The sequence below is a fragment of the Dactylosporangium sp. CA-139066 genome (assembly GCF_050936175.1).
Taxonomy (GTDB): Bacteria; Actinomycetota; Actinomycetes; order Mycobacteriales; family Micromonosporaceae; genus Dactylosporangium.
This window is the reverse complement of sequence record NZ_JBNJNH010000001.1, coordinates 731820-757560: the sequence shown is the minus strand read 5'-3', so window position 1 is coordinate 757560 and position 25741 is coordinate 731820. Positions and strand designations below refer to the sequence as shown.

Here is a 25741-nt window from a genome sequence, read left to right as displayed (position 1 = left end):
GGGTCGCTGGTTCCAGAGAGGTGCGAAATGTCAGGAATGCCAGGTATGCCCGGCGGGCCGGAGGAGGACCCGGCCGCCACCGAGACGTTCGGTGCCCTGCTCACCCGCCTGCGCCTGGCGCGCGGCCGGTCGCAGTTGCGCCTGGCCGAGATGCTGTGCGCGGCCGCCGACGTGCCGACAATCACACGCCACGAGGTGTCGCGGTGGGAGCGCGGCGAGCGCATTCCGGGTCCGCCGTGGCTGGCGTGGCTCTCGCTGGTACTGCAAGTGCCCCTCGACGCCCTCGAACGCGCCGCCGCCGTCTCCCGCCGGCACCGCGCCCCGGCCGCACCGCTGCCATCCACGCAATCGGCGGCCAGTTGGACGACGGCTGGACCGCCACCGCCGGCCGGCGGGCAAGCACCGCGGGACGGGGCGCGACGGCGTGCCCACGAATCGGACGCAAGGTTGGATATGGACCGCGGCGAGCGATACGTCGCCGAAGGCCCGGCCGGTCGCGACGGGCCGCCGGTCGACATCCAAGGACGAGGCTCCCGCGACGAGCGGCACGTCGCCGAAGGCCCGACCGGGCCCGACGGCCTGCCGGACGGCCTCCCACGACGAGGCTCCCGCGACGAGCGGCACGTCGCCGAAGGCCCGACCGGGCCCGACGGCCTGCCGGACGGCCTCCCACGACGAGGCTCCCGCGACGAGCGGCACGTCGCCGCGGGCCCGACCGGCCGCAACGGGCCGCCGGGCGGCATCCCACGACGAGGCTCCCGCGACGAGGACCCGGGCGACTCGGCGAGGGCCGAGGCGCGCGTCGCCGAGCTGCGGCGGATGGACGACCTGGTCTCCGGGGCGGAGCTGGTGCGGGTCGTGCGCGACGAGCTGGACACGGCGGTGCGGCGCGGCGGGGAGCGGCCCGGCCGGCGCCGTCTCGGGCTGGTCGCACAGCTGGCGCAGCTGGCGATCTGGACCGGCGTCGACGCCGGCGCGGCCGTCGGCGGCCGGGCGGTGGCGGACCTCGCCCGGCGGGGAGCCCGCGCGGCCGTCGCGGGCGGGCACCGGGCGCTCGCGGGGCACCTGCTCGGCTGCCTCGCCCAGTTGTACGCGGAGGACGGTGACGGGCCCACGGCCATGCGGCTCGCCCGGGCGGCCCGCCGGGCGGCCGCGCCCGCGGACGCCGGCACGCTCGCGATGCTCTGGCTGCGCCAGGCGGCGGCCGCGGCGGCGTGCGGCGAGCGCGGCCACTGCGACGCGGCGCTGGCGGCCGCCGAGCGGGCGCACGGGCTGCGCACCGAGGAGCACGACCCGCCCTGGCTGTACTGGCTCGACGACGCCCACCTCGCCGCCGCGGCGGGGCGTTGCCAGGCGGCGCTCGGCCGGCACCGGCTCGCGCTCCCGCTGCTGGCCACCGCGCTCACGCCGCCCGCCGGCCGCTCGGGCCGGCCGACCGGCCCGCACGCACCTGGCGGCGGCGCGGGACTTCCAGCCGGGGCCGGGACTCGCGGGTCCGGGCGGGCGGGCCCCGCGCTCACGCCGCCCGCCGACCGCTCGGGGCCGCCGGCCGGCCCGGACGCGGACGGCGGGAGCGCGGGGCCTCCGATCAGCGCCGGGGCTCCCGGCTCCGGGCGGGCGGGCCCCGCGCTCACGCCGCCCGCCGACCGCTCGGGGCCGCCGGCCGGCCCGGACGCGGGCGGCGGGGGCGCGGGAGCGCCGGCCGGGGCCGGGGCTCGCGGGCCCGGGCGGGCGTCCGCGGTGCGGGGTGCGGGCGGGGGTGGCCGCCGGACGAGCGCGCGGTCCAGTCCCGGGCCGGCCGTGCGCGCCGGCGGAGCGGGGCCCGAGCGCGCGGCTGACGGTGAGTGGCCGGGCGACCGGGGCGGGCCGTGGGGCGGGCGCGCTCCCGCGGCAGACCGGGCGGGCGGGGTGCGGCTGCGGGGCGCGGGGCTGGTGCACGCGGGGCGGGTGCGGGCGTTGCTCGCCGCCGGGGAACGAGAGGCGGCCTGTGCGGCGGCGATCGATGCGCTGGTGGACGGGGTCTCGTCCGGGTCGGCCCGCGTCATGCGGGAGCTGGCGAGCGTGCGCGGCGGGCTGTCCGGGGCGGGCAACTACCGCGACTTTTCGGAAATGTACGAATCGATCCGGCGGGAGCGACGCGGCCGGGAGGGCACCGGCGAGGCATGGCGGACGAGTTCGCGTTAGCGTCTCAGCCGTGACGCACCCCTATCTCGATCGGCTCGGGCTCCGTGAGCGGGTCCGGCTGGCGCTCGGTGAGTTCCTGCGGCGGCGGCGCGAGCGGCTGGGCGAGATCGAGGCCGTGGCCCTCGCGCCCGTCGCGGACGCGATCGAGGCGCTGGTGCTCGGCGGGGGGAAGCGGCTGCGGCCGGCGTTCGCGTACTGGGGGTATCGCGGGGCCGGCGGGGCGGACTGCGACGAGATCGTGGCGGCCGTGGCGGCGCTCGAGCTCGTGCAGGCCAGCGCGCTCATCCACGACGACGTGATGGACGGGTCGGAGACGCGGCGCGGGGAGCCGGCCGTGCACCGGCGGTTCGCCAACCTGCACCGGGCAAACCGGTGGCGCGGCGACGGCGACGGGTTCGGCACCTCGGCGGCGATCCTGCTCGGGGACCTGTGCCTGGTCTGGTCCGACGAGATGCTGCACGCCAGCGGGCTCGATCCGGTGACGCTCATGCGGGCGCGGCCGGTGTTCGACGACATGCGGACCGAGGTGACGATCGGTCAGTACCTCGACGTGCAGACGCAGGTCACCGGCGACACGTCCACGGCCCGGGCGAGCCTCGTGGCGCAGTACAAGTCGGCGAAGTACACGATCGAGCAGCCGCTGGTGTTCGGGGCCGCGCTGGCCGGCGGGGACGCGGCCGTCGCGCGGGCCTACTCCGCGTTCGGGCTGCCGCTCGGGGAGGCGTTCCAGCTGCGGGACGACGTGCTCGGGGTGTTCGGGGACCCGGCCGTGACCGGGAAGCCGGCCGGGGACGATCTGCGCGAAGGGAAGCGGACGTACCTCATCGCGGCCGCGATCGAGCGGACGGGCGCGGAGGTGTTCGACGAGCACCTCGGGGACCCGGCGCTCGACGAGCAGGGCGTGGCGCTCCTGCGCAAGACGATCGTGGAGAGCGGGGCGCTGCGGCGCACCGAGGACCGGATCGAGCAGCTGACCGGGGCCGCGCTCGACGCGCTCGACCGGGCGGAGATCACGCGAGAGGCGCGGGAGGTTCTGATCGGCCTGGCGCAGGCGGCGACGCAGCGGGCGGTTTGACCGGCGGCGACCCGAGCGCCGGGTCAGCCAAAGCCGGCGGCGCGCCGGGCGCCCGGTCGGCCGAAGCCGGCGGCGCGCCGGGCAACGGGTCGGCCGAAGCCGGCGGCGCGAGTGGCTTGAGGCGGGTCCAGAGCGAGAGCGTGGCCAGCACCAGGGCGAAGCCGAACGCCAAGTCCTCGACGGGGGCGTGCACCAGGCGTACGCCGATGATCGCCGACGGGCGGTACAGCACCACGCCGCGGCCGGTCAGGATGCCGTTGGACAGCAGCTGGAACACGAACACGATCGGGTACGCGCACCAGAAGACACGGCCGAGGATCAGCCGGGTGCGCAGGAGGAGCACATCGAGTACCACTGCCGAAGCAACGCCGATGGCGGCCGCCGCGGTGTAGGTCATCGGCGCGACCAGCGGCGCAGGGTCTGGCGGGTGGCCTCGAAGCCGAGGATCGCGCACACCGGCACGACGAGGAAGAACAGCACCTCCTCGATCGGCAGGCCACCCGGCAGGACGACGCCGGTGATCTGGCGCCGGTCGAACGTCCAGTGGCCGGCGTGGACGGCGAGCAGGTCCCACACCACGAACACGGCCGCGACCGGTGCGACGGTCAGCACGAGCCGCCGCACCTGCCGCAGGACACCCACCTTGAGCAGCGGCTCGAGCCACAGCGCGCCGGCCAGGCAGCCGGCCAGGACCAGCAGGTAGGTCCAGCGCACCGTCAGAAGCCCAGCGCCTGCGCGCGCCGCTTGACCTCGGTCGCCCGGTTGCCGCGCAGCGCCGCCGCGGGGGTGCCGGGCAGTGACTCGTCCGGGGTGTACAGCCACCGGAGGGCCTCAGCGTCGTTGTACCCAGCGTCGTACAACAACGTCAGCACGCCCGGAAGGTGCTTGACCACACCGGTCTCGGTGATGAAGTCCGCGGGGACGCGCAGGACGCCGCTCTCCCGCACGGCGATCAGGGAGCGGTCACGGACCAGCTGGTGCACCCGGTTGACGGGGATGCCGAGGCGCTCCGCGACCTCGGGCATGGTCAGCCATTCCGCCGGGCCGACAAGTTGTTCGTTCACCTCTGCAGATTAAAGCGACAAGGCCGCCGACGGCGAAAAGAAGGGAACGAGGCAGTGGGGCTCTGGCTCAAGGTCCACCGCGAGGTCGCCGGTGCCTGGCGCTCCGCGTGCTACGACATCTCCCGGCACGCGACCCGCAAGCGCAGCGTCCGGCTGCGGATGGCCGAGACGGCCGACTTCGGGCCGCGCCACCACCGCGGCCAGCACGTGATGCGCGGCCCGTACCGAAATCGGGTGGCCGCCACGACCGGCGTGGCGCTGCTCGTCGCCGGCGGCGCGGCGGGCACCTACCTCGCCGTGGCCGGCAGCCTCGCCGCGCTGCGGCCCGAGCCCTACGAGGCGCCGGTCGCCGCGCCGGCAGCACCCGCCCCGGCCGGCGGGTCGCCCTCGGCGATCCGGCCGCCGGCGCCCGCGCCGACCCAGATCCGCCCGCAGGTGCGGCGCACGACCCAGGCCCCGGTCCTGGCCGCCCCGGAAATTCCGGCTCCGGTCTCCGTACCCACGCAGCAGACCACGGCGCCGGAGAGCACCCCGACGCCGTCGGCGAGCCCGAACCCCAGCGAGACGGCCTCCCCGTCACCCTCCGTGTCGAGTTCGTCGCCGTCACCAACCGCGACAAAGTCCTCGAAATGGGGACGAAACAGCGTTGACAGCGGCGGGCGCTGAGGATTCGCCCCCTCCGGCCGTACACTCGCAGCCAATGGATACCACGGTCGCCGATCCGCTGCTCGGTGCGCTTGTAGATGGGCGCTACCGTGTTCGGTCGCGTGTCGCCAAGGGCGGCATGGCGACGGTCTACACGGCGCTCGACGAGCGCCTGGAGCGCACGGTCGCGCTCAAGATCATCCACCCGGCGCAGTCGCGTGATCCGCAGTTCGTGGACCGGTTCACCGACGAGGCGAAGACGATCGCCCGGCTCACCCACCCCAACGTCGTCGCCGTGTACGACCAGGGCACGCACCACGGGCTGCCGTATCTCGTGATGGAGTACGTGCGCGGCCGGACCCTGCGCGAGGTGCTCGCCGAGCGGCGCCGCCTGCAGCCGCAGGAGGCCCTGGCGATCATGGAGCAGATGCTCGCCGCGATCGCCGCCGCGCACCGGGCGGGGCTCGTGCACCGCGACGTCAAGCCGGAGAACGTGCTGGTCGCCGAGTCGCCGGGCGAGTCGCACAACCTCATCGACGGCGTCGTCAAGGTCGCCGACTTCGGCCTGGCCCGCGCCGTCGAGGCGAGCGCCGACGAGACCGGCTCGCACCTGATGGCCACGGTGGCGTACGTCGCGCCCGAGCTCGTCACCGACGGGCACGCCGACCCGCGCACCGACGTGTACTCCGCCGGCATCGTGCTCTTCGAGATGCTCACCGGCCGGGTGCCCTACGAGGCCGACCGCCCGGTCGAGGTCGCCTGGCAGCACGTGGACCGCGACGTGCCCTTCCCCTCGCGGTACGTGCCGGGCCTGCCGCCGCAGGTCGACGACCTCGTCGCCCGGGCCACCCGCCGCGACCCCGGTGGCCGCCCGACCGACGCCGGCGCGCTGCTGGCCGAGGTGCAGGCGGTCCGCGACGACATCGGCACCGCGATCAACGCCCGCCCGCGCCCCGTCGCGCCGCCGACCGTCGTCGTGCCGCGGGTCGAGTCGGTCCCGCAGACCTACCAGGCCACGCACCGCCCGTCGTGGGCCCGGCTGCCCAGCTCCGCGCCCGCGCAGGCGGTCAGCCGGCGGCACCGCACCGAGCCGGAGCCCGGCGGCGGGATCGCCGCGCTGCTCGAGCGGATCAACGCCAACCCGCGCACCCGGCTCGCCGTGATCGCCGCGATGCTGACCTTCGGCCTGCTCGTCGCGGTCGGGGGCTACTGGTTCGGCGTCGGGCGGTACACGGACGCGCCGGACCTCACCACGAAGACCAAGGACCAGGCCGCGCACCTGGCCACCACGGCCGGCTTCAAGGTCAAGTTCGCCGACCCGAAGTTCGACGCGAAGATCCCCCGGGACCAGGTCCTCGACCAGGACCCGCCGCCCGGCGGGCGCATCCTCGACGGCGGCACGATCACGCTGACGCTGTCGCTGGGCCCCGAGGTGTACAAGGTGCCGGACATCGCCGGCAAGGTCTGGGACCTGGCGCAGGTCGACCTGCAGGCCATGAAGCTCGTGGGCAACAAGCAGGAGAAGTTCGACGACGCCGTGCCCGCCGGCTACGTGGTCGACACCGACCCGAAGATCGGCACCCAGGTGCAGCCCGGCCAGGCGATCACGGTCTACGTCAGCAAGGGCCCCAACCCGGTCAAGGTGCCGCTCGTCATCGGCAAGCAGATCGAACAGGCCAAGAACGACCTCAGCAAGGTGAAGATCCAGGTCGGCAAGGTCGAGGAGGTCGACAGCGACAAGCCCAAGGGCGAGGTCGTCTCCCAGAGCATCGGCGACGGCAACAGCGTCACCGACGGCATGGTCATCGACCTGCAGATCTCCAAGGGCCCGGCCCAGATCCCGATGCCCGAGGTCCGCAACATGCCGCTCGACCAGGCCAAGGCCCAGCTCGAGGCGCTCGGCTTCGTCGTGGACGCGCAGGGCTTCGGCACCGTGCGCCAGCAGAACCCGCAGCCCGGCACGCCGGTGGTGCCCGGACAGCACGTCCAGCTCTTCGCGTTCTTCTAATGGGCTGTTACTGATGGACGCGGTCGTCACCCCGGTCGGCGGGCATGCACCCGCCGCCGGGGGCCTGGCCAGGGCCGCGCTGCGCTACGTCGAGCAGACGTCGGCGTCGGCGGTCCAGGTGTACGTCTCCAACCCCCGCGGCTGGGCCCTGGCCGCCGGCGACGCGAAGCAGGACGAGGCGTTCCTGAAGGGCTGCGCGGACCAGGGCGTCACGGCGTACATTCACGCGGCCCTGCTCGTGAACCTGGGCTCCCCCACCGAGGCGACGGTCGAGCGCTCGATCGCCACCCTCGAGCACGCGCTGCGCCGGGGCCGCGACATCGGCGCCCGCGGCGTCGTCTTCCACGCCGGCTCCGCCGTCGACGCGAAGCATGCCGAAACCGCCTTCTCGACGGTACGCCGGGTGCTCCTCCCCGTCCTCGACCGGGCCGAACGGGAGGGCCTGCCCCCGCTGCTGGTCGAGCCGAGCGCGGGCGGCGGGCGGTCGCTGGCGTCGCGGGTGGAGCACCTGGCCGAGTACCTGGCGGCCGTCGACCACCACCCTCACCTCGGCGTCTGCTTCGACACCTGCCACGCCTGGGCGGCCGGCCACGACCTGGCCACGCCGGGCGGCATGACGGCGACACTGGACGCGCTGGTCGCCGCGGCCGGCCCGGACCGCCTGCGCCTGATCCACGCCAACGACTCGAAGGACACCTGCGGCTCGCTTCGCGACCGTCACGAGACGCTGGGCCAGGGCACGATCGGCGCCCCGGCGTTCGCGGAGCTGCTGGCGCATCCGGCGGCGCGGGGCGTACCGCTGATCGTGGAAACCCCAGGCGGCCCGGACTCGGCGTCACACGCGGCCGACATCGCCCTGCTGCGCGGCTCGCTCCCCTAGCCCCTGCCCGATTTCGCCTGCGCGTGCCTGGCTACCGGTGTTGTAACCCGGCTTGCGCGGGCAGCGCCTGCGCTGGGCCGGCCCGGTGCAGCGCGTCGGGCCGGCCTGGGCGGGGAATCTGGGCCCGGCGCGGGCCGGCATGATCGGCAGGACGGGCCCAGGTCGGCTTTTGCGACAAGTCGGGCGCTCCGCGCCACGACTTGTCGGATTTATACCCCGACGGGGCGTAAGTCGGCACGGAGTTCCCCCGACCGCGGCGGCACGGTAGGTTGCGGCGGTGAAAGGCGACCGGCGCGACCTCAACCTGCTGGCGATCGGGCTCGCGGTGTCCACCGCCGGCGACGCGGCCGCACTCGTGGCGCTGCTGCTGCGCCTGCAGCCGCACGGCAGCGGCTGGGTGGCGGGGCTGCTCGCCGCGGAGCTCATCCCCTACGTCGTGCTGGCCCCGCTGACGGGCCGGGTCGTCGACCGGTTCGAGACCCGGTCGGTGCTCCTCGTCGCGCTGGCCGGCCAGGCCGCGCTGTGCGTGCCGCTCGCGTTCGCGAAGCCGCTGTGGGCGATCGTCGCGCTCTTCGCCGGGATCACCGCGCTGTCCGCGTTCGTCCGGCCGGCCACCTCGGCGATGGTGCCGGCGATCATGGGCGAGCGCCCGGCCGAGCAGGGGTACGCCCGGCTGGGCGCCGGCACCGGGCTCGGCTGGATCGCCGGGCCGGCCGCGGGCGGGCTGCTCACCGGGGCGTTCGGCCCGACGGTCGCGATCCTGGTCGACGCCGCCACGTTCGCGCTGCTCACGCTCGCGTGCTTCGGCCTGCGGGCCCGTCGGCGCGCGGCGCACCCGGCGTCGGTCGAGAAGCCGCGCGGCGGCCTGCGGCTGATCTTCGGCGACGCGGTCCTGCGCACGGCCCTCATCGGCAGCGCGATCGCCATCAGCAGCGGGGTGATCGACAACGTCGCGGCGCCGTTCCGGTTCGTCGGGCAGCTGGGGGCGGGCGACTCGGGGTACGGGCTCTATCTGACGCTCTGGGGGGTGGGGGCGCTCGCCGGGTCGCAGCTCGTGCCCCGCATGCGGCTGCGGCCCCAGACCGCCGTGGCCCTCGGCAACCTGCTGAGCGGGGCCGGGATCGCGGGGATCGGGCTCGCGCCCAACCTTGCGCTGGCGTTCGGGGCGTCGCTGGCCGGCGGGGTCGGCAACGGGCTCGTGAACGTTGCGCAGAGCGCGCTCATCAGCGGGCGTACGCCGGCCTCGCAGCACGGGCGGGCCTTCGCGGCGTCGGGCGCGATCGTGCAGACGGCGATCGGCGTCGGCACCGCGGCGGCCTCGCCGCTGGTGACGCTGCTGCACGCCGACGGCGCGATGATCCTCGCCGGGGCGGTGACGTGCGTCGTCGCGGGCGTTGCGCTGGCCCTGGCTGCCGCGAACCGGACATATGACCTGCCGGGGGAAATATCCGATAAATCTGGCGCGCCAGCGCCGGATTTATCGAATGAAGCGCCGCCATCGCGATGATCTTGGCTCGGACGGATCTCGGCTGCGCAAAGGGTGCGGGCAGCGTCGCCCTCCGGCGGGTTTATCGGACCAGTGTCGGCAGGACCTTCGCGGCGTGGTCGATGCCGTCGTCCGTCTGGTCCAGGTGTGTGACCAGGCGGACCAACCGGCGGCCGAGGACCGACACCAGGATGCCCTCCTCGCGCGCCGCCGCCGCGAACGCCGGGCCGTCCACCGCCGCGCCCGACAGGTCGAGCGGCACGATGTTGGTCCGGATGCGCGCCGGGTCGACCACGCCCGAAGGGGCGAGGGCGTCGGCCAGGCGGCGGGCCCGCGCGTGGTCCTCGGCGAGGCGCGGGATGTTGTTGCGCAGGGCGTAGAGGCCGGCCGCGGCCAGAATGCCCGCCTGCCGCATGCCGCCGCCCATGCGTTTGCGCAGCTTGCGCGCCGCGGCGATACGCTCGGCGGAGCCGACGACCAGCGAGCCGACCGGGGCGCCGAGGCCCTTGGAGAGGCAGACCGACAGCGAGTCGAAGAGGGCGCCGTAGGTGGCCAGGGGCACGGCGTCGGCGACGTGGGCGTGCCAGATGCGGGCGCCGTCGCAGTGCAGGTGTACACCGGCGTCGGAAGTGATCTTGCGCAGGGCCTGCAGAGCCGGCAGCGGGATGACCGCGCCGCCCTGGCGGTTGTGGGTCTGCTCGACGGCGATCGCCCGGGTCGGCACGGCGACGAAGCCGTCGGGGCGGATCATGTCGGCCACGACCGCCGGGTCGAGGTCGGCGCCGGCGGACGGCCAGGTGCGGGTCGACACGCCGCCGATCGCCGCCGCCGCGCCGATCTCGTCGGTCACGACGTGCGCGGCGGCGTCGCAGAGCAGCTCCTCGCCGCGCGGGACGGCGAGCTGCAGCGCGATCTGGTTGGCCATCGTCCCGCTCGGGGCGAACAGGGCGGCCTCGTGGCCGAAGAGCCCGGCGACGTACTCCTGCAGCTCGTGCAGCGTCGGGTCCTCGCCAAACACGTCGTCGCCCACCTCGGCCGCCGCCATCGCCTCGCGCATGGCCGGCGACGGCCGGGTGAGCGTGTCGGAGCGGAAGTCGACGACGACGTCAGCCACGCAGCATCTCCGCCACCAGGAACGCCAGCTCGAGCGACTGCTGGGTGTTGAGGCGCGGGTCGCAGGCGGTCTCGTAGCGGCCCGGCAGGTCCTCGTCGACGATGGCCTGCGCCCCGCCGAGGCACTCGGTGACGTCCTCGCCGGTCAGCTCGACGTGCAGGCCGCCCGGGTGGGTCTCGAGCTCGCGGTGGACCTCGAAGTACCCCAGCACCTCGTCGACGATCCGGTCGAAGTGGCGGGTCTTGTACCCGTTGGAGGACTCGTGCGTGTTGCCGTGCATCGGGTCGCACTGCCAGACGACCCGGCAGCCGGCCGCGGTGACCTTCTCCACGATCGGCGGGAGCGCGTCGCGGACCTTCGTGCTGCCCATGCGGGAGACGAACGTGAGGCGGCCGGGGATGTTCTGCGGGTTGAGCCGCTCGAACAGCTCGATCGCCTGCTCCGGCGAGGTGGTGGGGCCGAGCTTGACGCCGATCGGGTTCGCGATGCGCGACATGAAGTCGACGTGAGCGCCGTCGAGCTGGCGGGTGCGCTCGCCGATCCACAGGAAGTGCCCGGACAGCCCGTACGGCCGGCCGCCCGCGATGCGCACCAGCGGCCGCTCGTACTCCAGCGCGAGCGCCTCGTGCGAGCAGTACAGGGTGACGGTGCGCAGCGCCTCGTCGTCGTTGACGCCACAGGCCTGCATGAAGCGCAGCGCGCGGTCGATCTCGCGGGCGATGGCCTCGTAGCGCTGGCCGGCCGGCGACGTGACCACGAAGCCCTTGTTCCAGTCGTGCACGGCGTGCAGGTCGGCCATGCCGCCGCCGAGGTACGCCCGCAGCATGTTCATCGCGCTGGAGGAGTTGGCGTAGGCGCGGACCATGCGCTGAGGGTCGGCGACGCGGGCCTCGGGGTCCTGGTCCAGCGAGTTGATCATGTCGCCGCGGTACGCCGGGAGGCCCAGCGAGTCAAGCGGCGAGGAGCGCGGCTTGGTGAACTGGCCGGCGACCCGGCCGATCTTGATCACCGGCAAGGAGGCGCCGTAGGTGAGCACCACGGCCATCTGCAGCAGCGTGCGGGCGTTGCCCAGCACGTGGGCCTCGGTGTTGTCGGCGAAGGTCTCGGCGCAGTCGCCGCCCTGCAGCATGAACGCCTTGCCGTCGGCGACGAGGGCCAGGCGCTCGCGCAGCTGGTCGACCTCGTAGGGGGCGACGATCGGCGGTACCGAGGAAAGCAGCTGCCCGACCTCGTCCACGGCCTGCTGGTCCGGCCACGGCGGGGTCTGGGCCCGGGGCAGCGTCCGCCACCGGTCGAGGCCGAACTCGTCGTCGTCCTGGTTGCCCGGGACGGCGACGCGCGAGATCTCCGGACCGGGGTAAGTGAAGTGGTGCCACTCCTGCCGCATGAGGCAAAGCGTACCGAGGGAACCGGCGGGCGCGATGTCGCCATCCCGCCGGATCCCGCGGTCTGGACCTACATATTGATCATGTGGCCGGCCAGGCCGTGCACGGCCTCCTTGACCGCCTCGCCCAGGGTCGGGTGAGCGTGCACGTTGCGGGCCACCTCGTGCACGGTCAGGTCCCACTGCTGGGCCAGGGTCAGCTCGGGCAGCAGCTCGGTGACCTCGGGGCCGATCAGGTGGCCGCCCAGCAGCTCGCCGTACTTCGCGTCGCTGATGAGCTTCACGAACCCGGTCGGGTCGCCCAGGCCGTGCGCCTTGCCGTTGGCGGTGAACGGGAACTTCACGACCTTGACGTCGTAGCCCTTCTCGCGGGCCTGCGCCTCGGTGTAGCCGAAGCTGGCGACCTGCGGCTGGCAGTACGTCGCCCGCTGGATCATGACGTAGTCGAGCTCCATCGTCTCGGCCCCGGCGATCGTCTCGGCGGCGACGATGCCCATCGACTCGGCCGCGTGCGCGAGCATCAGCTTGGCGGTGACGTCGCCGATTGCGAAGATGTGCGGCACGTTGGTGCGCAGCCGCCCGTCGACGGCGATCGCGCCGCGATCGGTCAGCTGGACGCCGGTCTTCTCCAGGCCGTAGCCCTCCACGCGCGGCGCGAAGCCGATCGCCTGCAGGAGCTTGTCCGCCTCCAGCGTCTGCCCGCCGTCCTTGCCGGACACGGTCACCCGCACGCCGTCGCCGGTCTCCTCGACCGACTCGACGCGGGTCGAGGTCAGGACCGAAATGCCCAGTCGCTTGTACCGCTTGAACAGCTCGGCGGACACCTCCGCGTCCTCGAGCGGCACGATCCGGTCCAGGAACTCGACGATCGTGACCTTCACGCCGTAGTTGTGCAGCACGTAGGCGAACTCGACGCCGATCGCGCCCGCCCCGGCGATGATGATCGAGCCGGGCAGCTTGTCCTCGAGGATCTGCTCCTCGTAGGTCACGACCCGCTCCGAGAGCGTCGTGCCGGGCAGCAGACGCGTGGTGGCGCCGGTGGCGATGATGCAGTTGGCGAAGGTGATGGTCTCGTCGCCGACCTGCAGCGTGTGGTCGTCGAGGAACGTGCCCCGGGTGGAGTACTGCCGGATCTCGTTCTTCTTCATCAGGTAGTGCACGCCCTTGACGCGGCCGTCGGCCACCTTGCGGCTGCGCTCGAACGCGGCGCCGTAGTCGAACGTGACCTCGCCGGAGATGCCGAACGTCTTGGCCTCGGCGGTGAAGATGTGCGCCAGCTCGGCGTTGCGCAGCAGCGCCTTCGACGGGATGCACCCGACGTTGAGACAGACGCCACCCCAGTACTTCTCCTCGACGATGGCGGTGCGCAACCCCAGCTGCGCCGCGCGCACGGCGGCGGTGTAACCACCCGGGCCGGCGCCCAGGACGACGACGTCGAAGTGTTCAGTCATAGCCAGTCCTTGCGTTTGAAGGTGACGTACAGCCCTACAGACAGAATCACGATGAGCACGGCCGAGGTCAGGAACCCATAGTGCTTCTCATAACCCGGAAAGGGCAGATTCTGCCCGTAGTAACCAGTAACCGCCGTCGGCACCGCAATGATGGCCGCCCAGCTGGTGACCTTCTTCATCACGGTGTTCTGCCGGTTGCCCTGCACCGCCAGGTTGGACTCCAGGATCGTGGCGGTGAAGTCGCGCAGGTTCTCGGTGAACTCCGTCACGCGCAGCACGTGGTCGTAGAGGTCGTGGAAGTACGGCATCATGTCGTCGTTCACGAGCTGCTGGCGGGAGCGCATGAGGCCGTTGACCAGCTCGCGCATCGGCAGAACCACCTTGCGCAGCCGCCCGAGGCTCTTGCGCAGCTGGAAACTGCGCTGCTGCACCTGGCGGATCGCCTGGGGCGTCTCCTCGAACAGCCGGTCCTCCAGCTTCTCGAGCTCCTCGTCGAGCTGCTGCACGGCGTCGAACTGCCCGTCGACGACGACGTCGAGCAGCCCGTGCGCGAGGTACGCCACCCCGTTGCCGGCCAGCTCCGAGGTCGCGTCCCAGCGCTCGACCACGGCGTCGATGTCGAAGTCGGCGGCGTGCGCGGTGATCAGCGCCCGGTCGGTCACGAACGCCGAGACCTCGTGCACGCCGAGCCCGCCGTCGCCCGGCTCGAAGTCGATGGCGTACGCGTTGAAAAACACGTGCGCGGCATAGTGGCTGAGCTTCGGCCGCTCGTGCGGCGATGAGGCGTCCTCGATCGCCAGCGCGTGCAGCCCGAACTCCTCCTGCACGCGCTCGTAGTCGGCGTCGCTGGGCTCGGTGAGGTCCAGCCAGACCACCGCGTCGGGGTCCTTGAGATGCTCGGAGATATCGTCGACCGGGAAATCCTCGGCCTCGAGCTGTCCGCCCCGGTACAGCCGCGTACGCGCCATACCCAACATCAAAGCAGAAGGAGGCCGCGGTGGCCGGTTTCGCGCAGGCGACGACGGTGACGGCCGGCGAGGCCCAGCTCGATCCACAATGGACCGTAGGCGGCCGCCCGAACGGCGGCTACCTGCTCGCGCTGATGGCCCGCGCCGCCGCGACGCCGCTGCACCCGCACCCCATGAGCGCGAGCGCTGTCTACCTGTCCCCGCCCGAGCCCGGCCCGGCCGCGGTCGAGGTCGAGGCGCTGCGCGACGGCCGCTCGGCGAGCCAGGCCCGCGTACGCCTGAGCCAGAAGGAGCGCATCTGCGTCGAGGCCCTGTTCACGCTGGGCGACCTGCACACGGCGGGCGCCCCGCGCTGGAGCGACGGCGACCTTCCGGCGATCCCCCCGCGCGACGAGCTGCCCCGCACCCCGGTCGAACCCCCGGGCGCCGGCGTACGCATCGACATGCTGGAGATGGTCGACCAGCGCGTGTCGTTCGACTCCCCGGGCGACCTGCGCGGCTGGCTGGCGTTCGACGACGGCACCCCGTTCGATCCGATTTCGCTGCTGTACGCCGTGGACTCCTTTCCGCCGGCCACGTTCACGCTCGGCGGCAGCGGTTGGACGCCGACGTTGGAGCTGACCGCGTACGTTCGCGGGCTCCCGGCTCCGGGCCCGCTGCGGGTGCGCCAGCGCGCCCGGCTGGTGACGGAGTCGCTGCTGGACCAGGTGTGCGAGGTCTGGGACAGCACGGACCGGGTCGTCGCCCAGGCCACGCAGCTGGCCGCCTACCGCCGGGCCGGCGGCCGCTCCGGAGCGTAACGGGAAACTACGCTGCAGAGTCGCTCCGGAGATCAATTTCCGGGCGGGTGGTAGCGTGGTGATAGATCGGAAGCCATCGCCGAGGCCCGCATCGCAGCCGGTGATGCGTTCGCGGAAACGGCTCTGGCGCAGCGACTCGGCTCGGCTCGACGACGGCATGGCGACGCGCAGCGCGCGCCCGCGACACCGCGCGGCTCGGCGTTTTCGTGACGGTCGTTACAAGGAACGATGAAGGCTTTTGGCTCGGCGCGGGTCCTGTCCGGCGTCGCGTCCTGGACCTGTCCGCGACACCGCGCGGAGCGGCCGTCGCGGCGTTCGGCACGGGCGCCGCGCGACGCGGTGGGGCTCGGCGACGCGCTTCGCCTTGCAGGTTTCGGGGTCCGCGCGGCCTCGTAGGTTTGGGGTTCTCGCGGGTTCGGGGTCCGCCCGGCCTCGCCGGTTTCGGGTTCGCGCGTTGCGACACGGCGGCGGGCTTGGAGACATGGCGGGCGGTCGCGGCGGCCGGTCGGCCTCGCGACGGCGCCGTGTTCCGGCGGGTGCGTCGCGGCGGCGCCACCGCTCCGCCTCGCGCGTTGCGGCGCGTGAAGGCGCTAGGCGCGGGTGCGAGGCCCGAGCCGCGCCGCGCTAACGGAGGACCGCCATGGCGCCGCGCTTCGCCTCGTACATGGCGGTGTCCGCGCGGTGCAGCACGTTGCGGCTGGGCTCCCCCGCCGCGAACCGCGTCCCGCCGACGCTCGCGCGGGCCTCGACCAGCGTGCCGTCGAGCACGGCGACCGGTGGGCGGAACGCGGACTCGATGCGGGCGGCCAGGTCGGGCAGGGCGCCGGCGCCCAGGGCGCCGTGAGTGAGGACCACGAACTCGTCGCCGCCCAGGCGGGCGACCAGGTCGCCGGTGCGGACGCAGCCGCCCAGGCGGCCGGCGACCGCGGCCAGGAGTTCGTCGCCGGCGGTGTGGCCGAGGGTGTCGTTGACGGCCTTGAATGCGTCGAGGTCAATGAAGAGGACGGCGCCCTCGCCCGAGGACAGGGCGGCCTCCAGCGCGGCCAGGAAGGCGCGGCGGTTGGCCAGGCCCGTCAGGGCGTCGACGTGGGCCAGGCGCCAGTTGGTTTCCAGCAGCTCGCACGTGCGCAGCACGGTCGCGGCCTGGTCGGCGATGCCGGCCAGGCGGTGGACGACCTCGCGGGCCTTCGCGGTGCCGTGGCGGGTGTCGTACGCGGCGACCAGGATGCCGTAAGGGTTGCCGGGCAGCGCGATGTCCGCGACGACCATCATCTCGTGGCCGAACTTGTCCAGCAGGCCGCGGACGAACGGGTCCTGGCTGTCGCGGTCATACGTGCGCGGGGCGCCCTCGAGCGACCGGAACCGGTCGAACAGCTCCGTGTCGTCGCGGGAGATCTCGAGGCGGCGGGCCATGCTCAGGCGCTCGTCGACCGCGCCGGCCGTCGCCGCCATGCGCAGGCGGCCGTCCGAGTGCAGCAGGACCGACGCGGTGTCGGCGGCCATCACCGTGCGGACCGCCTCGACCGTCACCTCGGCGACCTCGGTGGCCGTGCGGGCGCGGGCCAGGCGGCGGGCCAGCTCCAGCAGGCTCTCCGCGATGCGCTGGCGCTCGGCCGCGCTCTCCAGCGCCGAGAGCGCGTCGAGGGCGACCGCGGCCAGGTTCGCGTACGCGTCGAGCATGCGGCGCTCGGCCTCGAAAAAATCACTGCAGAACGCGACAAGGTACCCGTAATAGCGGTTCGGCGAGGCGATGTCCACGACAAGGGTGCCGTCGAAGCTGGTGGGCGGGGCGGCGGCGAGGACCTCGATCTCGTCCTCGCTCAGGCCGTACCCGTGCACCTGCCGCGGCGCGCCCGGTGAGGGGCTGGCGACGAGCAGGAAGGCCTGGGCGTTCACCGCGTAGCCGGCGCGGTCGGCGACGAGGGCCAGGGCGCGGTCGGGCTGCTCGGCGGCGACGAGCTCGGCGACGGTGCGCTGCAGCAGCTCGAGCCGGCCGATCAGCACGTCGCCGGCGGTGTCGTCGGCAGCCGGCCGGCGGCGGGGCCACCAGCGGCGGCGGCGCCAGCGGACCGTGTACAGGCACGCGTCCGCGCCCGCGACCTGGCACGCCTCGTGCACGACCGTCGCCGGCGGGCGGCCGAAGAGCGCCGGCAGCTGGGTGAGCAGGCCGCGGGTGTAGTCGCAGTCGTAGCGCGACGGGGTGTAGCCCGAGCGCAGGCGGTACCGCACCGTCGCCACGCCGCCCGAGGACGACACGACGGACATGTCCGCGGCCGCGTTGAACTTGGCGCTCGTGGTCGCGATCAGGCGGATCAGCTGCGCGGGGCCGCCGAGCAGCAGCAGGCCCAGGCGCAGCGGGGTGTTCACGGAGTACGTCAGGATCGACTCGCCGACCTGCATCGCGATCGACTCGTCGCCCAGCGCCTTCGCGGCCGCGGCGAAGACGTTGATCTTCGTCTCGTAGGACCACCAGCGGCGGGGGTCGTCGTAGGCCTCCACCGGCTCGTGCTCGCCGGCCAGCTCGAGGGTGCGCAGCACCGCGGCGTCGCCGCCCCGGGCGCGCACGTACCGCACGATGGCGCGCAGGGTGATGCCCGCCGTCTCGCGCACTGGTTCCATGCTCCCTCCGAGGCAGGAAATCGGCCCGGCGGAACGGGTACTGAGGGGAATCACGTACCGCGGGGGTAAAACTTCCACATGCAACCGCTCATCATCGTCGACGGCGCGAACGTGATCGGTTCGGTCCCCGACGGCTGGTGGCGCGATCGCGCGGGCGCCGCGGCCCGGCTGCGCGACGCGCTCGCCCAACGCGACCGGTCCGCTCTTCCGGGTGACGTCACCCTGGTCGTGGAGGGCGCCGCCCGCGGGGTGGAGCCGATCGACGGCGTGCCGGTCGAGGCGGCGCCGCAATCGGGCGATGACCACATTGTGGCGCTCGTACGCGACAATGTCCGTCACCGGCCCGTCATCGTGGTGACATCGGATCGACGGCTGCGGCAGAGGGTGACGGACCTGGGTGCGAGTATTGTCACTCCGGGCCGCCTCCTCACCATGATCCCATATGGTGGACGACGCGAACATAGCTAGCTGATAGGATTTGCGGGTCATGTTCCGCCAGCATGCACGGGTAGCGATACGACCACTTCCGGCGATCTTCCAATATATGAGAAACGATTGACCGCAACGCGCGGCTCACGCAAAGTTATCGGGGCACCGGTCTCGTGAATTGCCGGTGAATGCCAGCCCAAAACGTCTGACGAATTAGTCACGATCTATTCTGTGCGGCACGTAACACGGCTGTCGCTTCGTGTGACGTTCCTGGTAAGGTCGATGCCATGTGCCCCGAGGTACAGCTAGATCCAATGTGGATATCCCGCCGCGAGCACCATTTCGACGGCCTTTGTCGAGTGACCCCCGGTTGATATCGGCGTTCATTCAGAAGGTTTTCGAGAGGATTAGAAATGGCCGTTTCGGTCGCCGGCGCGCCTGACGTCGCAAACTCCGTGGTCACCATCACCGTCCACATCACGCTCAACGGCGAGGAGCTCCCACCCGAGGCATCCCGCCTGCTCAGCGACCTTGAGGCCCTCGCCGCCAGCCAGGCCACGCAGCAGATCCAGCGCAACGTGCCCCTCCCCCGCACGCCGGGCGCCCCGGCGCCCGCCGCCCGCAACCTGCGGCTGGTCGAGCGCGCCGACGCCCCGGCCTCCGAGGCGCCCGCGACCCCGGCCGCCGCGACCGACGCCAAGGCCCGGCGCATCGGCCGCGCCACGCCCGACGCGCCCTCGCTCTACCTGTGCACCGGCTCGCGGCTCGTGCTGCAGGACGGCGCGCCCGTGCCGCTGACCCGCCGGGAGTACGACCTCTTCCTCTTCCTGTGCGAGCACCCGCGCCGCGTGTTCAGCCGCGCCCAGCTGCTGCGCCAGGTCTGGGGCTACGACATGGTGGGCACCGAGCGCACCGTCGACGTCCACGTCCGGCGCCTGCGGGTCAAGCTCGGCGACGCCGCACGCATCATCGCCACCGTCCGCGGCGTCGGCTATCGTCTCGACGATGACGCCGCCGTCCAGGTCGTGGTGCGCGAAGACTGACCTCGCGGTCGCGGCCGGCGTCCTGCTGCTGGCCGACCTCCTGCGGGTCTGGCTCCCCTCGATCATCACCATCTTCGGGCAGGCGGCATCCACGCCGGCCGAGCTCATGGGCGCCTTCGCGCTCGCCTGGTTCGTGGCCGCCGCCGCGGCGGTGCCGCTGGCCAAGCGCCTCGGGCCGGCCCGCGTGGCCCTGGCCGGCGCGCTCGGCCTCGCCGCCGCCCGGCTCGCCCTGATCTTCGTGCACGGCGGGGCGCCGCAGCTGTACACCGCCTCGGCCGGCCTGCTGCTCGGCCTGACCTGGCTGGCCGCGACCGCCGTGGCCGGCGCGTCGCCCGGCGTCGGCGTTCCGCTTGGCCTGGCCGCGGGCGCCGTGCAGCACGCCGCGCTCGGCACCGTCGACCTGTCCTGGCGCCCCTGGTGGTGGGCGGCCCCGATCGCGCTCGCCGAGGGGGCCGTGCTCGTGTACTGCGCGCGCTCCCCCGCCGCCCGCACCGCGTCCGGCGGGTGGTTGCTCGTCGGGCCGGCGCTGCTGCTCGCCGGGGTGTACGCCCTCTCGCCCGCCGTCGCCGGGGTGGCCGCGTCGTACGGCCCCGACGGGTACGCCTCGACGCCGCCCGTCGCCGTCCCGCAGCTCGCGGTCGGGCTCGCCGCGTTCGCGTTCCTGGCCGTCGCGCTCGCGCCGCGCCTGCCCGCGCCGCTCACGAGCGCGCCCGCGCGGGTCGCCGCCGCGATCCTGCTGGTCGCCTCCGCGGCGTTCTTCGCCTGGGATTTCTCCGCGGCGGTACCGCTGTGGCTCTCCCTGCTGCTCGGCGCCCCCACGCTCGGGCTCGCCCTGCGCCTGGCATCGGCCCGGGTGGGACGGCGACCCGGGTACGCCGCGGTCGGGGGCATGCTGCTGTTCGCGGTGGCGGCGATCGCGTACTACTCGGCGTACGACATCGGCTATCCCAACCAGTGGGTGCCCGCCGCCGTGGCGCTCGTGCCGGCCGCATCGCTGCTGCGGCCCGTGGTTCCCTCGGCGCCGGCGCGGCCCGCGTGGGCCTGGGTCGCGGCCGCGTGCCTGCTCGTGTCGCTGCTGGGCACGACGCCACCGCCCGAGGGGGCCGTCGCGGCGGGCGGGTCGATCAGGCTCGTGGAGTACAACATCCGGATGGGTTTCGGTCTTGACGGGACCTATCGTCCGGCCGTCGCCGCGCGGGCGATCGCCGCGCAGCACCCCGACGTCGTGGTGCTCTCCGAGGTCGACCGGGCGTGGCTGCTCAACGGCGGCCACGACGACCTCGCGGTCCTGGCCAGGATCCTCGGCATGCGGTACGTCTTCGGCCCGGCCGCCGACGCCGTGTGGGGCGACGCGATCCTGACCCGCCTGCCGGTCGGCGCCGTCGAGTCCCGCCCGCTGACGGCCGCCGGCGCGCCGACGGGCGCCCAGGTGCTCGGCGCGATCGTCCGGCACGGCTCCCGCGAGATCGCCGTGATCTCGACGCACATCCAGCCCCCGCCGGACGCCGAGCCACTGGTCCAGGCGCGCGAGATCGCCGACTTCGCGGCGCGGTTCGCCGGCCCCCGCCCGACGGTGATCGCCGGGGACCTGAACGTCACGCCGGGCAGCGGGTCGCTCGGGGTGCTGGTGGCGGCCGGGTACGCGGACGGGTTCGCCTCCTTCCGCCCGGTGCGGACGTTTCCGGCCGACCGCCCGGTGGAGGAGATCGACCACATGCTGGTGAGCGGCCTGACCTGCTCGTCGGTGACGGTCGGCACGGCGGTGACGTCGGACCACGCGCTGGTCGCCGCGACCCTCACGTAACGCCGGCGCGGCGCGGGCCTTTACGCCACGCGGGCGCGGCCCCTTACGTGACGCGGACGCGTCGCGCCGCGGACCTTTACGCGACGCGGGCGTGGTTCACCGCGGACATGTCCGATATTTCGTCATATCGCGGTATCTCGCTGATGAGCGTGATTGGGCCACGTGGCTATTGGGCATTCACCAGGCTAGAGAGAAAGGGGCAGCGATGAGCGTGACACATGCGAACGGCAACGTGACCGAGGCCCGCAAGGACCTCGGCGACACCATCGGCGACCTCACGAGCCAGACCAAGGAGCGCGCGACCGCGTTGGTCGAGCAAACCAAGGGCACGGCCCGCCGCCGACCCGTTCCGCTGGTGACCGCCGCCGCTGCCGGGGTGGCCACCGCCGTTGCGGCGGTGATCACGGTCGTGCGGCGCCGCAAGGCCAAGCAGACCCCTCGGCAGCGCGCCGTGAACGCGTGGCGGCGTACCAGCAAGAGCGTGAGGAAACGAGTCAAGCGGTAACCTCCTCTCCGCAAGGCCGCGCCCCGCACCCCTCGGTGCGGGGCGCGGCTCGTCTCATCCACGCCGCCCATCCACAGCTGCGCGCCACGGTCGGCCGCCGCCCACCACGCCCGCCACCCGGGCACAGCTGCGCGCCGTTGATCCACCGCTGGCCGCCCTCGACTGCCCGGGCGCGGCCGCCCAGCCTCAGTCAGGCAGCGCGCAGCGCCCGTATGCAACCGCGTCTCGGTGGTCGGTGCGAGGCGGCGCTCGTGGGGCCTCGCTGACCCGGCGGTGCGCAGGCAGGAGATTGCGGCATATAGGAAATGTCCGATAAATCTGGCGCGCCAGCGCCGGATTTATCGGACCGGGACAACACGTCAGGCGACCGTCGACAAATGGGCCAGCATGGCCTGGTTGGCCTCCCAGCCGTCCGGGAAGCGGACCGGGACGTTCAGGTGGACCGGCTCCGCCGACGGGTGGGTGTCCAGCAGTTCCGCGATGCCGGCGCGGGCGACGACCACGCACGCGTGGCGGTGGCGCGACGCGAGCACGCACAGGCGGCCGGCCTCCAGGTGGAAGGCGCTCGCGTCGCGGCGGCCGGAGAGTGGGTGCAGGATCACCGTCACGTCGTACTCGCGGCCCTGCAGGCGGTTTGCCGTGTCCACCGTGACCTCCGAGGCCACCGTGTCGGCCAGGGCCTGGCGGATCGCGGCGACCTGGTCGCGGTGGGCGGCGCCGACCGCGACCCGGTCCGAGGTGACCGGGCGGCCCTCGGGGGCGTGCTCGGAGTACGCCACCGGGCCCCGGCGCAGCAGGTTCACGACGATGGTCGCGATCGCCGCGACCGCCTCGCGGTCCGTGCGCACGGTGTGGCGGGGCGGGAGCTCGTGCAGGGCCCAGCCGGTGCGCCGCGCCGTCTCGAGGGTCGCGTCGACCTGCGGGTCGCCGCCGATCGCGCGGACCGAGAACTCCAGGCGGCGGTCCTCGGGGCGGGTGCCGGCGGCGAACGGGGTGAACGGGTAGAACGCCTCCGAGACGACCGACGCGGCCGACGGGGGGAGGCGCCAGGAGACCGGCAGGCGGTGGACCGGCAGATCGGGGTTGTGCCGCAGCAGTACCGCGACCGCGCTCTGCATCGGGTCCCAGGACAGGCCGGCCCAGCGCTCGACGGCGACGACCGAGAACGGGTCGAGCTGGCCGGGGTCGCCGACGAACAGGCCCCGGGTGAAGCGGCCGGCGACTCGCAGGAGCATGTCGGAGCGCATCTGGTACGCCTCGTCGACGATCGCCCGCTCCCAGGTTCCCTCGGTGACCGTCGCCCATTTCGCGGCCGTGCCGATGACGACCGCGCTCGTCTGCACGTCGGAGACCGCGCCGCTGACCGTGACCGAGCCGTGCTTGATGACGCGCTGGGCCGGCACGTACGTCGAGGCCGACAGGCGGCCGATCTCCAGGCCGGGGGCCGCGGTGGCGAGGCGGTCGATGAGGTCGTCGACCTGCTCGTTGGTCTGGGCGACGACCATGAGGCGCTCGCCGGCCTCGGCCATGGTGCGTGCGGCCCGCACGACCAGCGTGGACTTGCCGGCGCCGGGCGGGGAGTCGACGACGACGCCGCGGCCGGCCGCCGATGCGAAGTCGGCGAGGATGTCGTCGATGACGGTCATGACCAGTCCTCGGCGGCGTCGGAGTCGTTGGGCTGGTAGTCCGGCGGCGGGCCGCCGTGCGTCCAGGGTGTGTCCTCGCGGCTCGGGAACCGGCCGGGGGGCTGGTAGGCGTCGCTGACCGGGCCGTACGTCACGAGCTCCCCCACCTCCGGGACCGAGCCCGGCGCCGGCTGCTTCGTCGAGCGGCCCATGCCCTTGCTGAGCTCGAGCACCACGTCCACCGAGGACACCGACACCACCATCGCCTGCTGGGCCAGGCGGGCCGGCGACACGAGCAGGGCGCCGGGCTCCAGGCGCACCGGGTCGTCGGTCTGCACGGTGATGTGCGGGCGCAGCGCGGCCTTCTTGCCCGACGTGTCGACGCGGTTGGGCGAGGCCGACACGACGGTGCCGGTGAACGCCTCGCCGGACAGGCGGAACTCGGCCATGATCAGCGGGTCGTCGAGGGCGCGCTGCGCCTCGTAGCGGGCCTGCTCACGCTCGAGCCGGTCGAGGCGGCCGGCGGCGGCGACCGCGCTGTCGCGCCGCGGCTGGGGCAGCGCGGTCCCTTCGGCCAGCGACATGTGGTACATCGTGAAAACGTCGCGGTCGACGGACCATCGCGCCTCCACGGAGGCGCCCGCCGGGCGGGCCCGCAGCAGGTCGACCGCCCGCCACATGAGCCCCCACGTCGGCTCCACCTGCTCGCGCAGCGCGGCGGCCAGCGCGGCCTCGGCGCGGCTCTGCCCCTGCGGGTCGCCCGCGCGCGCATACGCGGCCAGCGCCGGCGCGAGCACCTCGTTGTCGAACGTCGGATCGGTGCTCGGGCCGGCCGGCGGCCAGCGCAGCGGATCCTCGGCGACCTCGGCCGCGGCCGCGCCGTCGAGGCCGGCCGGGGGGTCGATCCAGCCGAGCAGCGCCGCCAGGTTGGCGTCCTCGAGGCCGCTCTGGCCGGTCGCCCAGTGCTCGCCGAGCACCTCGGTCAGCGCCAGCAGCATGGCCGAGCCGGGGTGGTCGGCCCGCTCGCGCAGGAACGTCAGCCACTGGCCGAGCAGCGGCACGGTGCGGTGCACGGGGTGGGGGCCGTAGGCGCGGCGGAAGCGGGTCGAGCGGCCGAGCAGGCGGATGAACTCGATGCCGCCCCGGTTCGGCACCAGCACCTGCGGGGCCTCGGCGTAGCGGACCTTGGACGTATGGGCGGTGTCGACGGTGCGGGAGCAGCCTTCGACGTACGCCAGGATGACCTTCGCCAGCCTCGCCACGAACTGGAACCGCTGGGTGCGGTCCCTCGGGTTGGCCACCACGAGCAGCTGGCCGGCGTCGCGGCGGGTGCCGATCATCGCCGCCAGGGGCGCCGCGGCCTCGCCGGCGAGGGCCAGGGGTACCAACACCAATGGCGTGTCCGCGATGTGCGTGTGCCGGACCGTGGTCAGCGGCTGGGCCCGCCCCGACTCGACGGCCTCCGCGCGCGCGAGCGCCGTCAGGATGCTCACACAGCTCCCTGCAGGCACTCGGTGCGCAGCCGGTGCGCGAGGCGCAGCAGGCCCGCGATCTCCTCCTGGCCGGCGCCGGGCGTGAGGGTCCCCCGGGCCAGCCCGAGCACCGTCGAGACGCTCTCGACGCCGCCGAGGTCGTCGCGGATCGAGCGGCCGAGCGCTGCCGTCGAGCCGGCCGACTCGTCGCGGCAGAAGAACGCCATCTCGCAGGAGCCGAGGCAGTCCGGGGTGTACCGCGCGTCGATCGCGCTGACGGCCTTGTGCAGCTCGTCCGGCGGCCGGGTGGCGTTGTGGTCGGCGTCGTAGGCCAGGTCGAAGGACAGCCCGGCCGGCAGCGCGTCGAGGATCTTGTCGAGCCGGGTGAGCCGGGACAGCTGCCGCTGCAGCACGGTCAGCTGCTTGCGCACGTCGACGAGGGTGGCGGTCGGCCGGTTGGCAAAGTTCTCGGGGCAGACCAGCACCACGTCGTGCGACACGCTCTCCGGCCCGTAGCCGAGCTCGCCGAGCAGCTCCCGCATCGCCAGCACGTAGACGGCCGACTGCTTGGCCGCCGCGGCCGCCTTGCCCGGGTCGGCCTGCCCGTCGATCACCGCGAACGACTTGATCTCGACGACGTGGAACCGGCCGCCGACCCGGAAGGCGATGAGGTCGGGCTCGAGGTACGCGTAGTACCCGGCGATGTCGAGCCGGAGCATCGGGTGGTCGAACAGCGTGCCGGCGTCGTCGCGCTGCGCCGCGGCCCGGGCCAGCAGGCTGCGGGTGCGGGCGTAGCGCACCTCGCGGCTGGCGTTGCCGCCGACGTTGGACAGGTCGTCGTACGCCACCTCGGGAATCGCCAGCCCGAGCCGCTCGCGCAGCAGCTGCAGCAGCTCGGCCGCGCCGTCGGCCTTGACCTGCGCCTCGAACGCGTTGCCGCGGGCGATCGCGAACCGCGACTGGCCGAACGCGGCCGGGAAGCCCAGCTGCCCGGCGACGGCGCCCTTGTTGACCCCGGCGGCGTCCATCAGGCCCCGCCGGCCGCAGCCGGGATTGTTGGTGAGCGCGGCGATGGTACGGGCGTTGTGGTTGCGCGGCGCGACGGTGCCGCGGATGCGGTCCAGCCGGTCTACCAGTGCGTCCATGGGGCTCGTCATCTCTGGGGAAGTTTTTTCGGGGAAGGGT

The 25741-nt window shown here is 73.6% G+C and carries 22 protein-coding genes; 11 read left to right on the top strand and 11 right to left on the bottom strand.

Annotation, left to right across the window (positions count from 1 at the left end; all coding sequences use genetic code 11):
• Positions 1–45 precede the first annotated feature (45 nt).
• Both ACQEVU_RS03560 and ACQEVU_RS03555 read left to right on the top strand, forming a co-directional pair.
• Positions 46–2184 (top strand): helix-turn-helix transcriptional regulator, encoded by a 2139-nt coding sequence (locus ACQEVU_RS03560; RefSeq protein WP_433320458.1) that lies wholly within the window; start codon positions 46–48, stop codon positions 2182–2184.
• 10 nt (positions 2185–2194) lie between these two features.
• Positions 2195–3259, top strand: coding sequence for a polyprenyl synthetase family protein (locus tag ACQEVU_RS03555; RefSeq protein WP_433320455.1), 1065 nt, complete (start codon positions 2195–2197; stop codon positions 3257–3259).
• On the opposite strand, the gene ACQEVU_RS03550 is transcribed toward ACQEVU_RS03555, so the two are convergent.
• Genes ACQEVU_RS03550 through ACQEVU_RS03540 form a run of 3 tightly spaced genes read right to left on the bottom strand, consistent with a single transcriptional unit; the run spans position 3195 to position 4323 of the window.
• Positions 3195–3656 (bottom strand): lycopene cyclase domain-containing protein, encoded by a 462-nt coding sequence (locus ACQEVU_RS03550; RefSeq protein WP_433320452.1) that lies wholly within the window; start codon positions 3654–3656, stop codon positions 3195–3197. The genes ACQEVU_RS03555 and ACQEVU_RS03550 overlap by 65 nt on opposite strands.
• Positions 3653–3973, bottom strand: coding sequence for a lycopene cyclase domain-containing protein (locus ACQEVU_RS03545; protein ID WP_433320449.1), 321 nt, complete (start codon positions 3971–3973; stop codon positions 3653–3655). Before ACQEVU_RS03545 ends, ACQEVU_RS03550 begins: the two co-directional genes overlap by 4 nt.
• Positions 3974–3975: 2 nt before the next feature.
• Entirely contained in the window at positions 3976–4323 is a 348-nt protein-coding gene (locus ACQEVU_RS03540) for an Rv2175c family DNA-binding protein (protein WP_433320446.1), read from the bottom strand.
• A 54-nt stretch (positions 4324–4377) separates the two neighbouring features.
• On the opposite strand from ACQEVU_RS03540, the gene ACQEVU_RS03535 reads away from it, so the two are divergent.
• The 4 genes from ACQEVU_RS03535 to ACQEVU_RS03520 all read left to right on the top strand — a co-directional run bounded on the left by ACQEVU_RS03535 (position 4378) and on the right by ACQEVU_RS03520 (position 9363).
• Positions 4378–4989, top strand: a complete 612-nt coding sequence (locus ACQEVU_RS03535; RefSeq protein WP_433320443.1) for a hypothetical protein — start codon at positions 4378–4380, stop codon at positions 4987–4989.
• Between the two features lie 34 nt (positions 4990–5023).
• Positions 5024–6976 (top strand): protein kinase domain-containing protein, encoded by a 1953-nt coding sequence (locus ACQEVU_RS03530; RefSeq protein WP_433320440.1) that lies wholly within the window; start codon positions 5024–5026, stop codon positions 6974–6976.
• A 13-nt stretch (positions 6977–6989) separates the two neighbouring features.
• Complete coding sequence (locus ACQEVU_RS03525) at positions 6990–7856, top strand: deoxyribonuclease IV (RefSeq protein WP_433320437.1); 867 nt, start codon at positions 6990–6992, stop codon at positions 7854–7856.
• 277 nt (positions 7857–8133) lie between these two features.
• A complete protein-coding gene (locus ACQEVU_RS03520) occupies positions 8134–9363 on the top strand; it encodes an MFS transporter (protein ID WP_433320434.1) in 1230 nt (409 codons plus the stop codon).
• 61 nt (positions 9364–9424) lie between these two features.
• Here ACQEVU_RS03520 and ACQEVU_RS03515 read toward each other — a convergent pair whose 3' ends face one another.
• The 4 genes from ACQEVU_RS03515 to ACQEVU_RS03500 all read right to left on the bottom strand — a co-directional run bounded on the left by ACQEVU_RS03515 (position 9425) and on the right by ACQEVU_RS03500 (position 14259).
• A complete protein-coding gene (locus tag ACQEVU_RS03515; protein WP_433320431.1) occupies positions 9425–10456 on the bottom strand; it encodes a threonine aldolase family protein in 1032 nt (343 codons plus the stop codon).
• Positions 10449–11843: a class II 3-deoxy-7-phosphoheptulonate synthase gene (locus ACQEVU_RS03510; RefSeq protein ID WP_433320428.1), complete on the bottom strand. Its 1395-nt coding sequence runs from the start codon at positions 11841–11843 to the stop codon at positions 10449–10451. The genes ACQEVU_RS03515 and ACQEVU_RS03510 overlap by 8 nt, the downstream gene beginning before the upstream one ends.
• A 68-nt stretch (positions 11844–11911) precedes the next feature.
• Complete coding sequence (lpdA, locus tag ACQEVU_RS03505; protein ID WP_433320425.1) at positions 11912–13291, bottom strand: dihydrolipoyl dehydrogenase; 1380 nt, start codon at positions 13289–13291, stop codon at positions 11912–11914.
• On the bottom strand, positions 13288–14259 hold the full coding sequence (locus tag ACQEVU_RS03500) for a magnesium transporter CorA family protein (protein ID WP_433320422.1): 972 nt from the start codon (positions 14257–14259) through the stop codon (positions 13288–13290). The genes lpdA and ACQEVU_RS03500 overlap by 4 nt, the downstream gene beginning before the upstream one ends.
• 29 nt (positions 14260–14288) lie before the next feature.
• Between ACQEVU_RS03500 and ACQEVU_RS03495 the strand changes: the two genes are divergently transcribed.
• Positions 14289–15059, top strand: a complete 771-nt coding sequence (locus ACQEVU_RS03495; protein WP_433320419.1) for a thioesterase family protein — start codon at positions 14289–14291, stop codon at positions 15057–15059.
• A gap of 624 nt (positions 15060–15683) precedes the next feature.
• Here the strand turns inward: ACQEVU_RS03495 and ACQEVU_RS03490 are convergent.
• Positions 15684–17678 carry a diguanylate cyclase domain-containing protein gene (locus tag ACQEVU_RS03490; RefSeq protein ID WP_433320416.1) on the bottom strand — a complete coding sequence of 665 codons (1995 nt, stop codon included), beginning with the start codon at positions 17676–17678 and terminating at the stop codon, positions 15684–15686.
• A 78-nt stretch (positions 17679–17756) separates the two neighbouring features.
• Between ACQEVU_RS03490 and ACQEVU_RS03485 the strand changes: the two genes are divergently transcribed.
• The 4 genes from ACQEVU_RS03485 (at position 17757) to ACQEVU_RS03470 (ending at position 21459) form a co-directional block, all read left to right on the top strand.
• Positions 17757–18146 carry a hypothetical protein gene (locus ACQEVU_RS03485; RefSeq protein ID WP_433320413.1) on the top strand — a complete coding sequence of 130 codons (390 nt, stop codon included), beginning with the start codon at positions 17757–17759 and terminating at the stop codon, positions 18144–18146.
• Between the two features lie 374 nt (positions 18147–18520).
• Positions 18521–19150 carry a winged helix-turn-helix domain-containing protein gene (locus ACQEVU_RS03480; protein ID WP_433320410.1) on the top strand — a complete coding sequence of 210 codons (630 nt, stop codon included), beginning with the start codon at positions 18521–18523 and terminating at the stop codon, positions 19148–19150.
• Positions 19113–20954 (top strand): endonuclease/exonuclease/phosphatase family protein, encoded by a 1842-nt coding sequence (locus ACQEVU_RS03475; RefSeq protein ID WP_433320407.1) that lies wholly within the window; start codon positions 19113–19115, stop codon positions 20952–20954. Before ACQEVU_RS03480 ends, ACQEVU_RS03475 begins: the two co-directional genes overlap by 38 nt.
• A 205-nt stretch (positions 20955–21159) precedes the next feature.
• On the top strand, positions 21160–21459 hold the full coding sequence (locus ACQEVU_RS03470) for a hypothetical protein (protein WP_433320405.1): 300 nt from the start codon (positions 21160–21162) through the stop codon (positions 21457–21459).
• 359 nt (positions 21460–21818) lie between these two features.
• On the opposite strand, the gene ACQEVU_RS03465 is transcribed toward ACQEVU_RS03470, so the two are convergent.
• The 3 genes from ACQEVU_RS03465 to ACQEVU_RS03455 are packed head-to-tail and all read right to left on the bottom strand — an operon-like array spanning position 21819 to position 25701.
• The gene (locus tag ACQEVU_RS03465) at positions 21819–23105 is read right to left on the bottom strand and encodes an AAA domain-containing protein (protein ID WP_433320402.1); all 1287 of its coding nucleotides are present in this window, start codon (positions 23103–23105) and stop codon (positions 21819–21821) included.
• Positions 23102–24577: a hypothetical protein gene (locus ACQEVU_RS03460; protein ID WP_433320399.1), complete on the bottom strand. Its 1476-nt coding sequence runs from the start codon at positions 24575–24577 to the stop codon at positions 23102–23104. Before ACQEVU_RS03460 ends, ACQEVU_RS03465 begins: the two co-directional genes overlap by 4 nt.
• Positions 24574–25701, bottom strand: coding sequence for a hypothetical protein (locus tag ACQEVU_RS03455; RefSeq protein ID WP_433320396.1), 1128 nt, complete (start codon positions 25699–25701; stop codon positions 24574–24576). Before ACQEVU_RS03455 ends, ACQEVU_RS03460 begins: the two co-directional genes overlap by 4 nt.
• Positions 25702–25741: the final 40 nt, after the last annotated feature.

Coding starts and splice junctions, on each gene's coding strand:
- ACQEVU_RS03475 (WP_433320407.1), top strand. CDS start 19,113: ATGACGCCGCCGTCCAGGTCGTGGTGCGCGAAGACTGACCTCGCGGTC.
- lpdA (WP_433320425.1), bottom strand. CDS start 13,291: ATGACTGAACACTTCGACGTCGTCGTCCTGGGCGCCGGCCCGGGTGGT.
- ACQEVU_RS03455 (WP_433320396.1), bottom strand. CDS start 25,701: ATGGACGCACTGGTAGACCGGCTGGACCGCATCCGCGGCACCGTCGCG.
- ACQEVU_RS03490 (WP_433320416.1), bottom strand. CDS start 17,678: ATGGAACCAGTGCGCGAGACGGCGGGCATCACCCTGCGCGCCATCGTG.
- ACQEVU_RS03465 (WP_433320402.1), bottom strand. CDS start 23,105: ATGACCGTCATCGACGACATCCTCGCCGACTTCGCATCGGCGGCCGGC.
- ACQEVU_RS03470 (WP_433320405.1), top strand. CDS start 21,160: ATGAGCGTGACACATGCGAACGGCAACGTGACCGAGGCCCGCAAGGAC.
- ACQEVU_RS03530 (WP_433320440.1), top strand. CDS start 5,024: ATGGATACCACGGTCGCCGATCCGCTGCTCGGTGCGCTTGTAGATGGG.
- ACQEVU_RS03525 (WP_433320437.1), top strand. CDS start 6,990: ATGGACGCGGTCGTCACCCCGGTCGGCGGGCATGCACCCGCCGCCGGG.
- ACQEVU_RS03500 (WP_433320422.1), bottom strand. CDS start 14,259: ATGGCGCGTACGCGGCTGTACCGGGGCGGACAGCTCGAGGCCGAGGAT.
- ACQEVU_RS03480 (WP_433320410.1), top strand. CDS start 18,521: ATGGCCGTTTCGGTCGCCGGCGCGCCTGACGTCGCAAACTCCGTGGTC.
- ACQEVU_RS03485 (WP_433320413.1), top strand. CDS start 17,757: ATGCAACCGCTCATCATCGTCGACGGCGCGAACGTGATCGGTTCGGTC.
- ACQEVU_RS03510 (WP_433320428.1), bottom strand. CDS start 11,843: ATGCGGCAGGAGTGGCACCACTTCACTTACCCCGGTCCGGAGATCTCG.
- ACQEVU_RS03550 (WP_433320452.1), bottom strand. CDS start 3,656: ATGACCTACACCGCGGCGGCCGCCATCGGCGTTGCTTCGGCAGTGGTA.
- ACQEVU_RS03560 (WP_433320458.1), top strand. CDS start 46: ATGCCCGGCGGGCCGGAGGAGGACCCGGCCGCCACCGAGACGTTCGGT.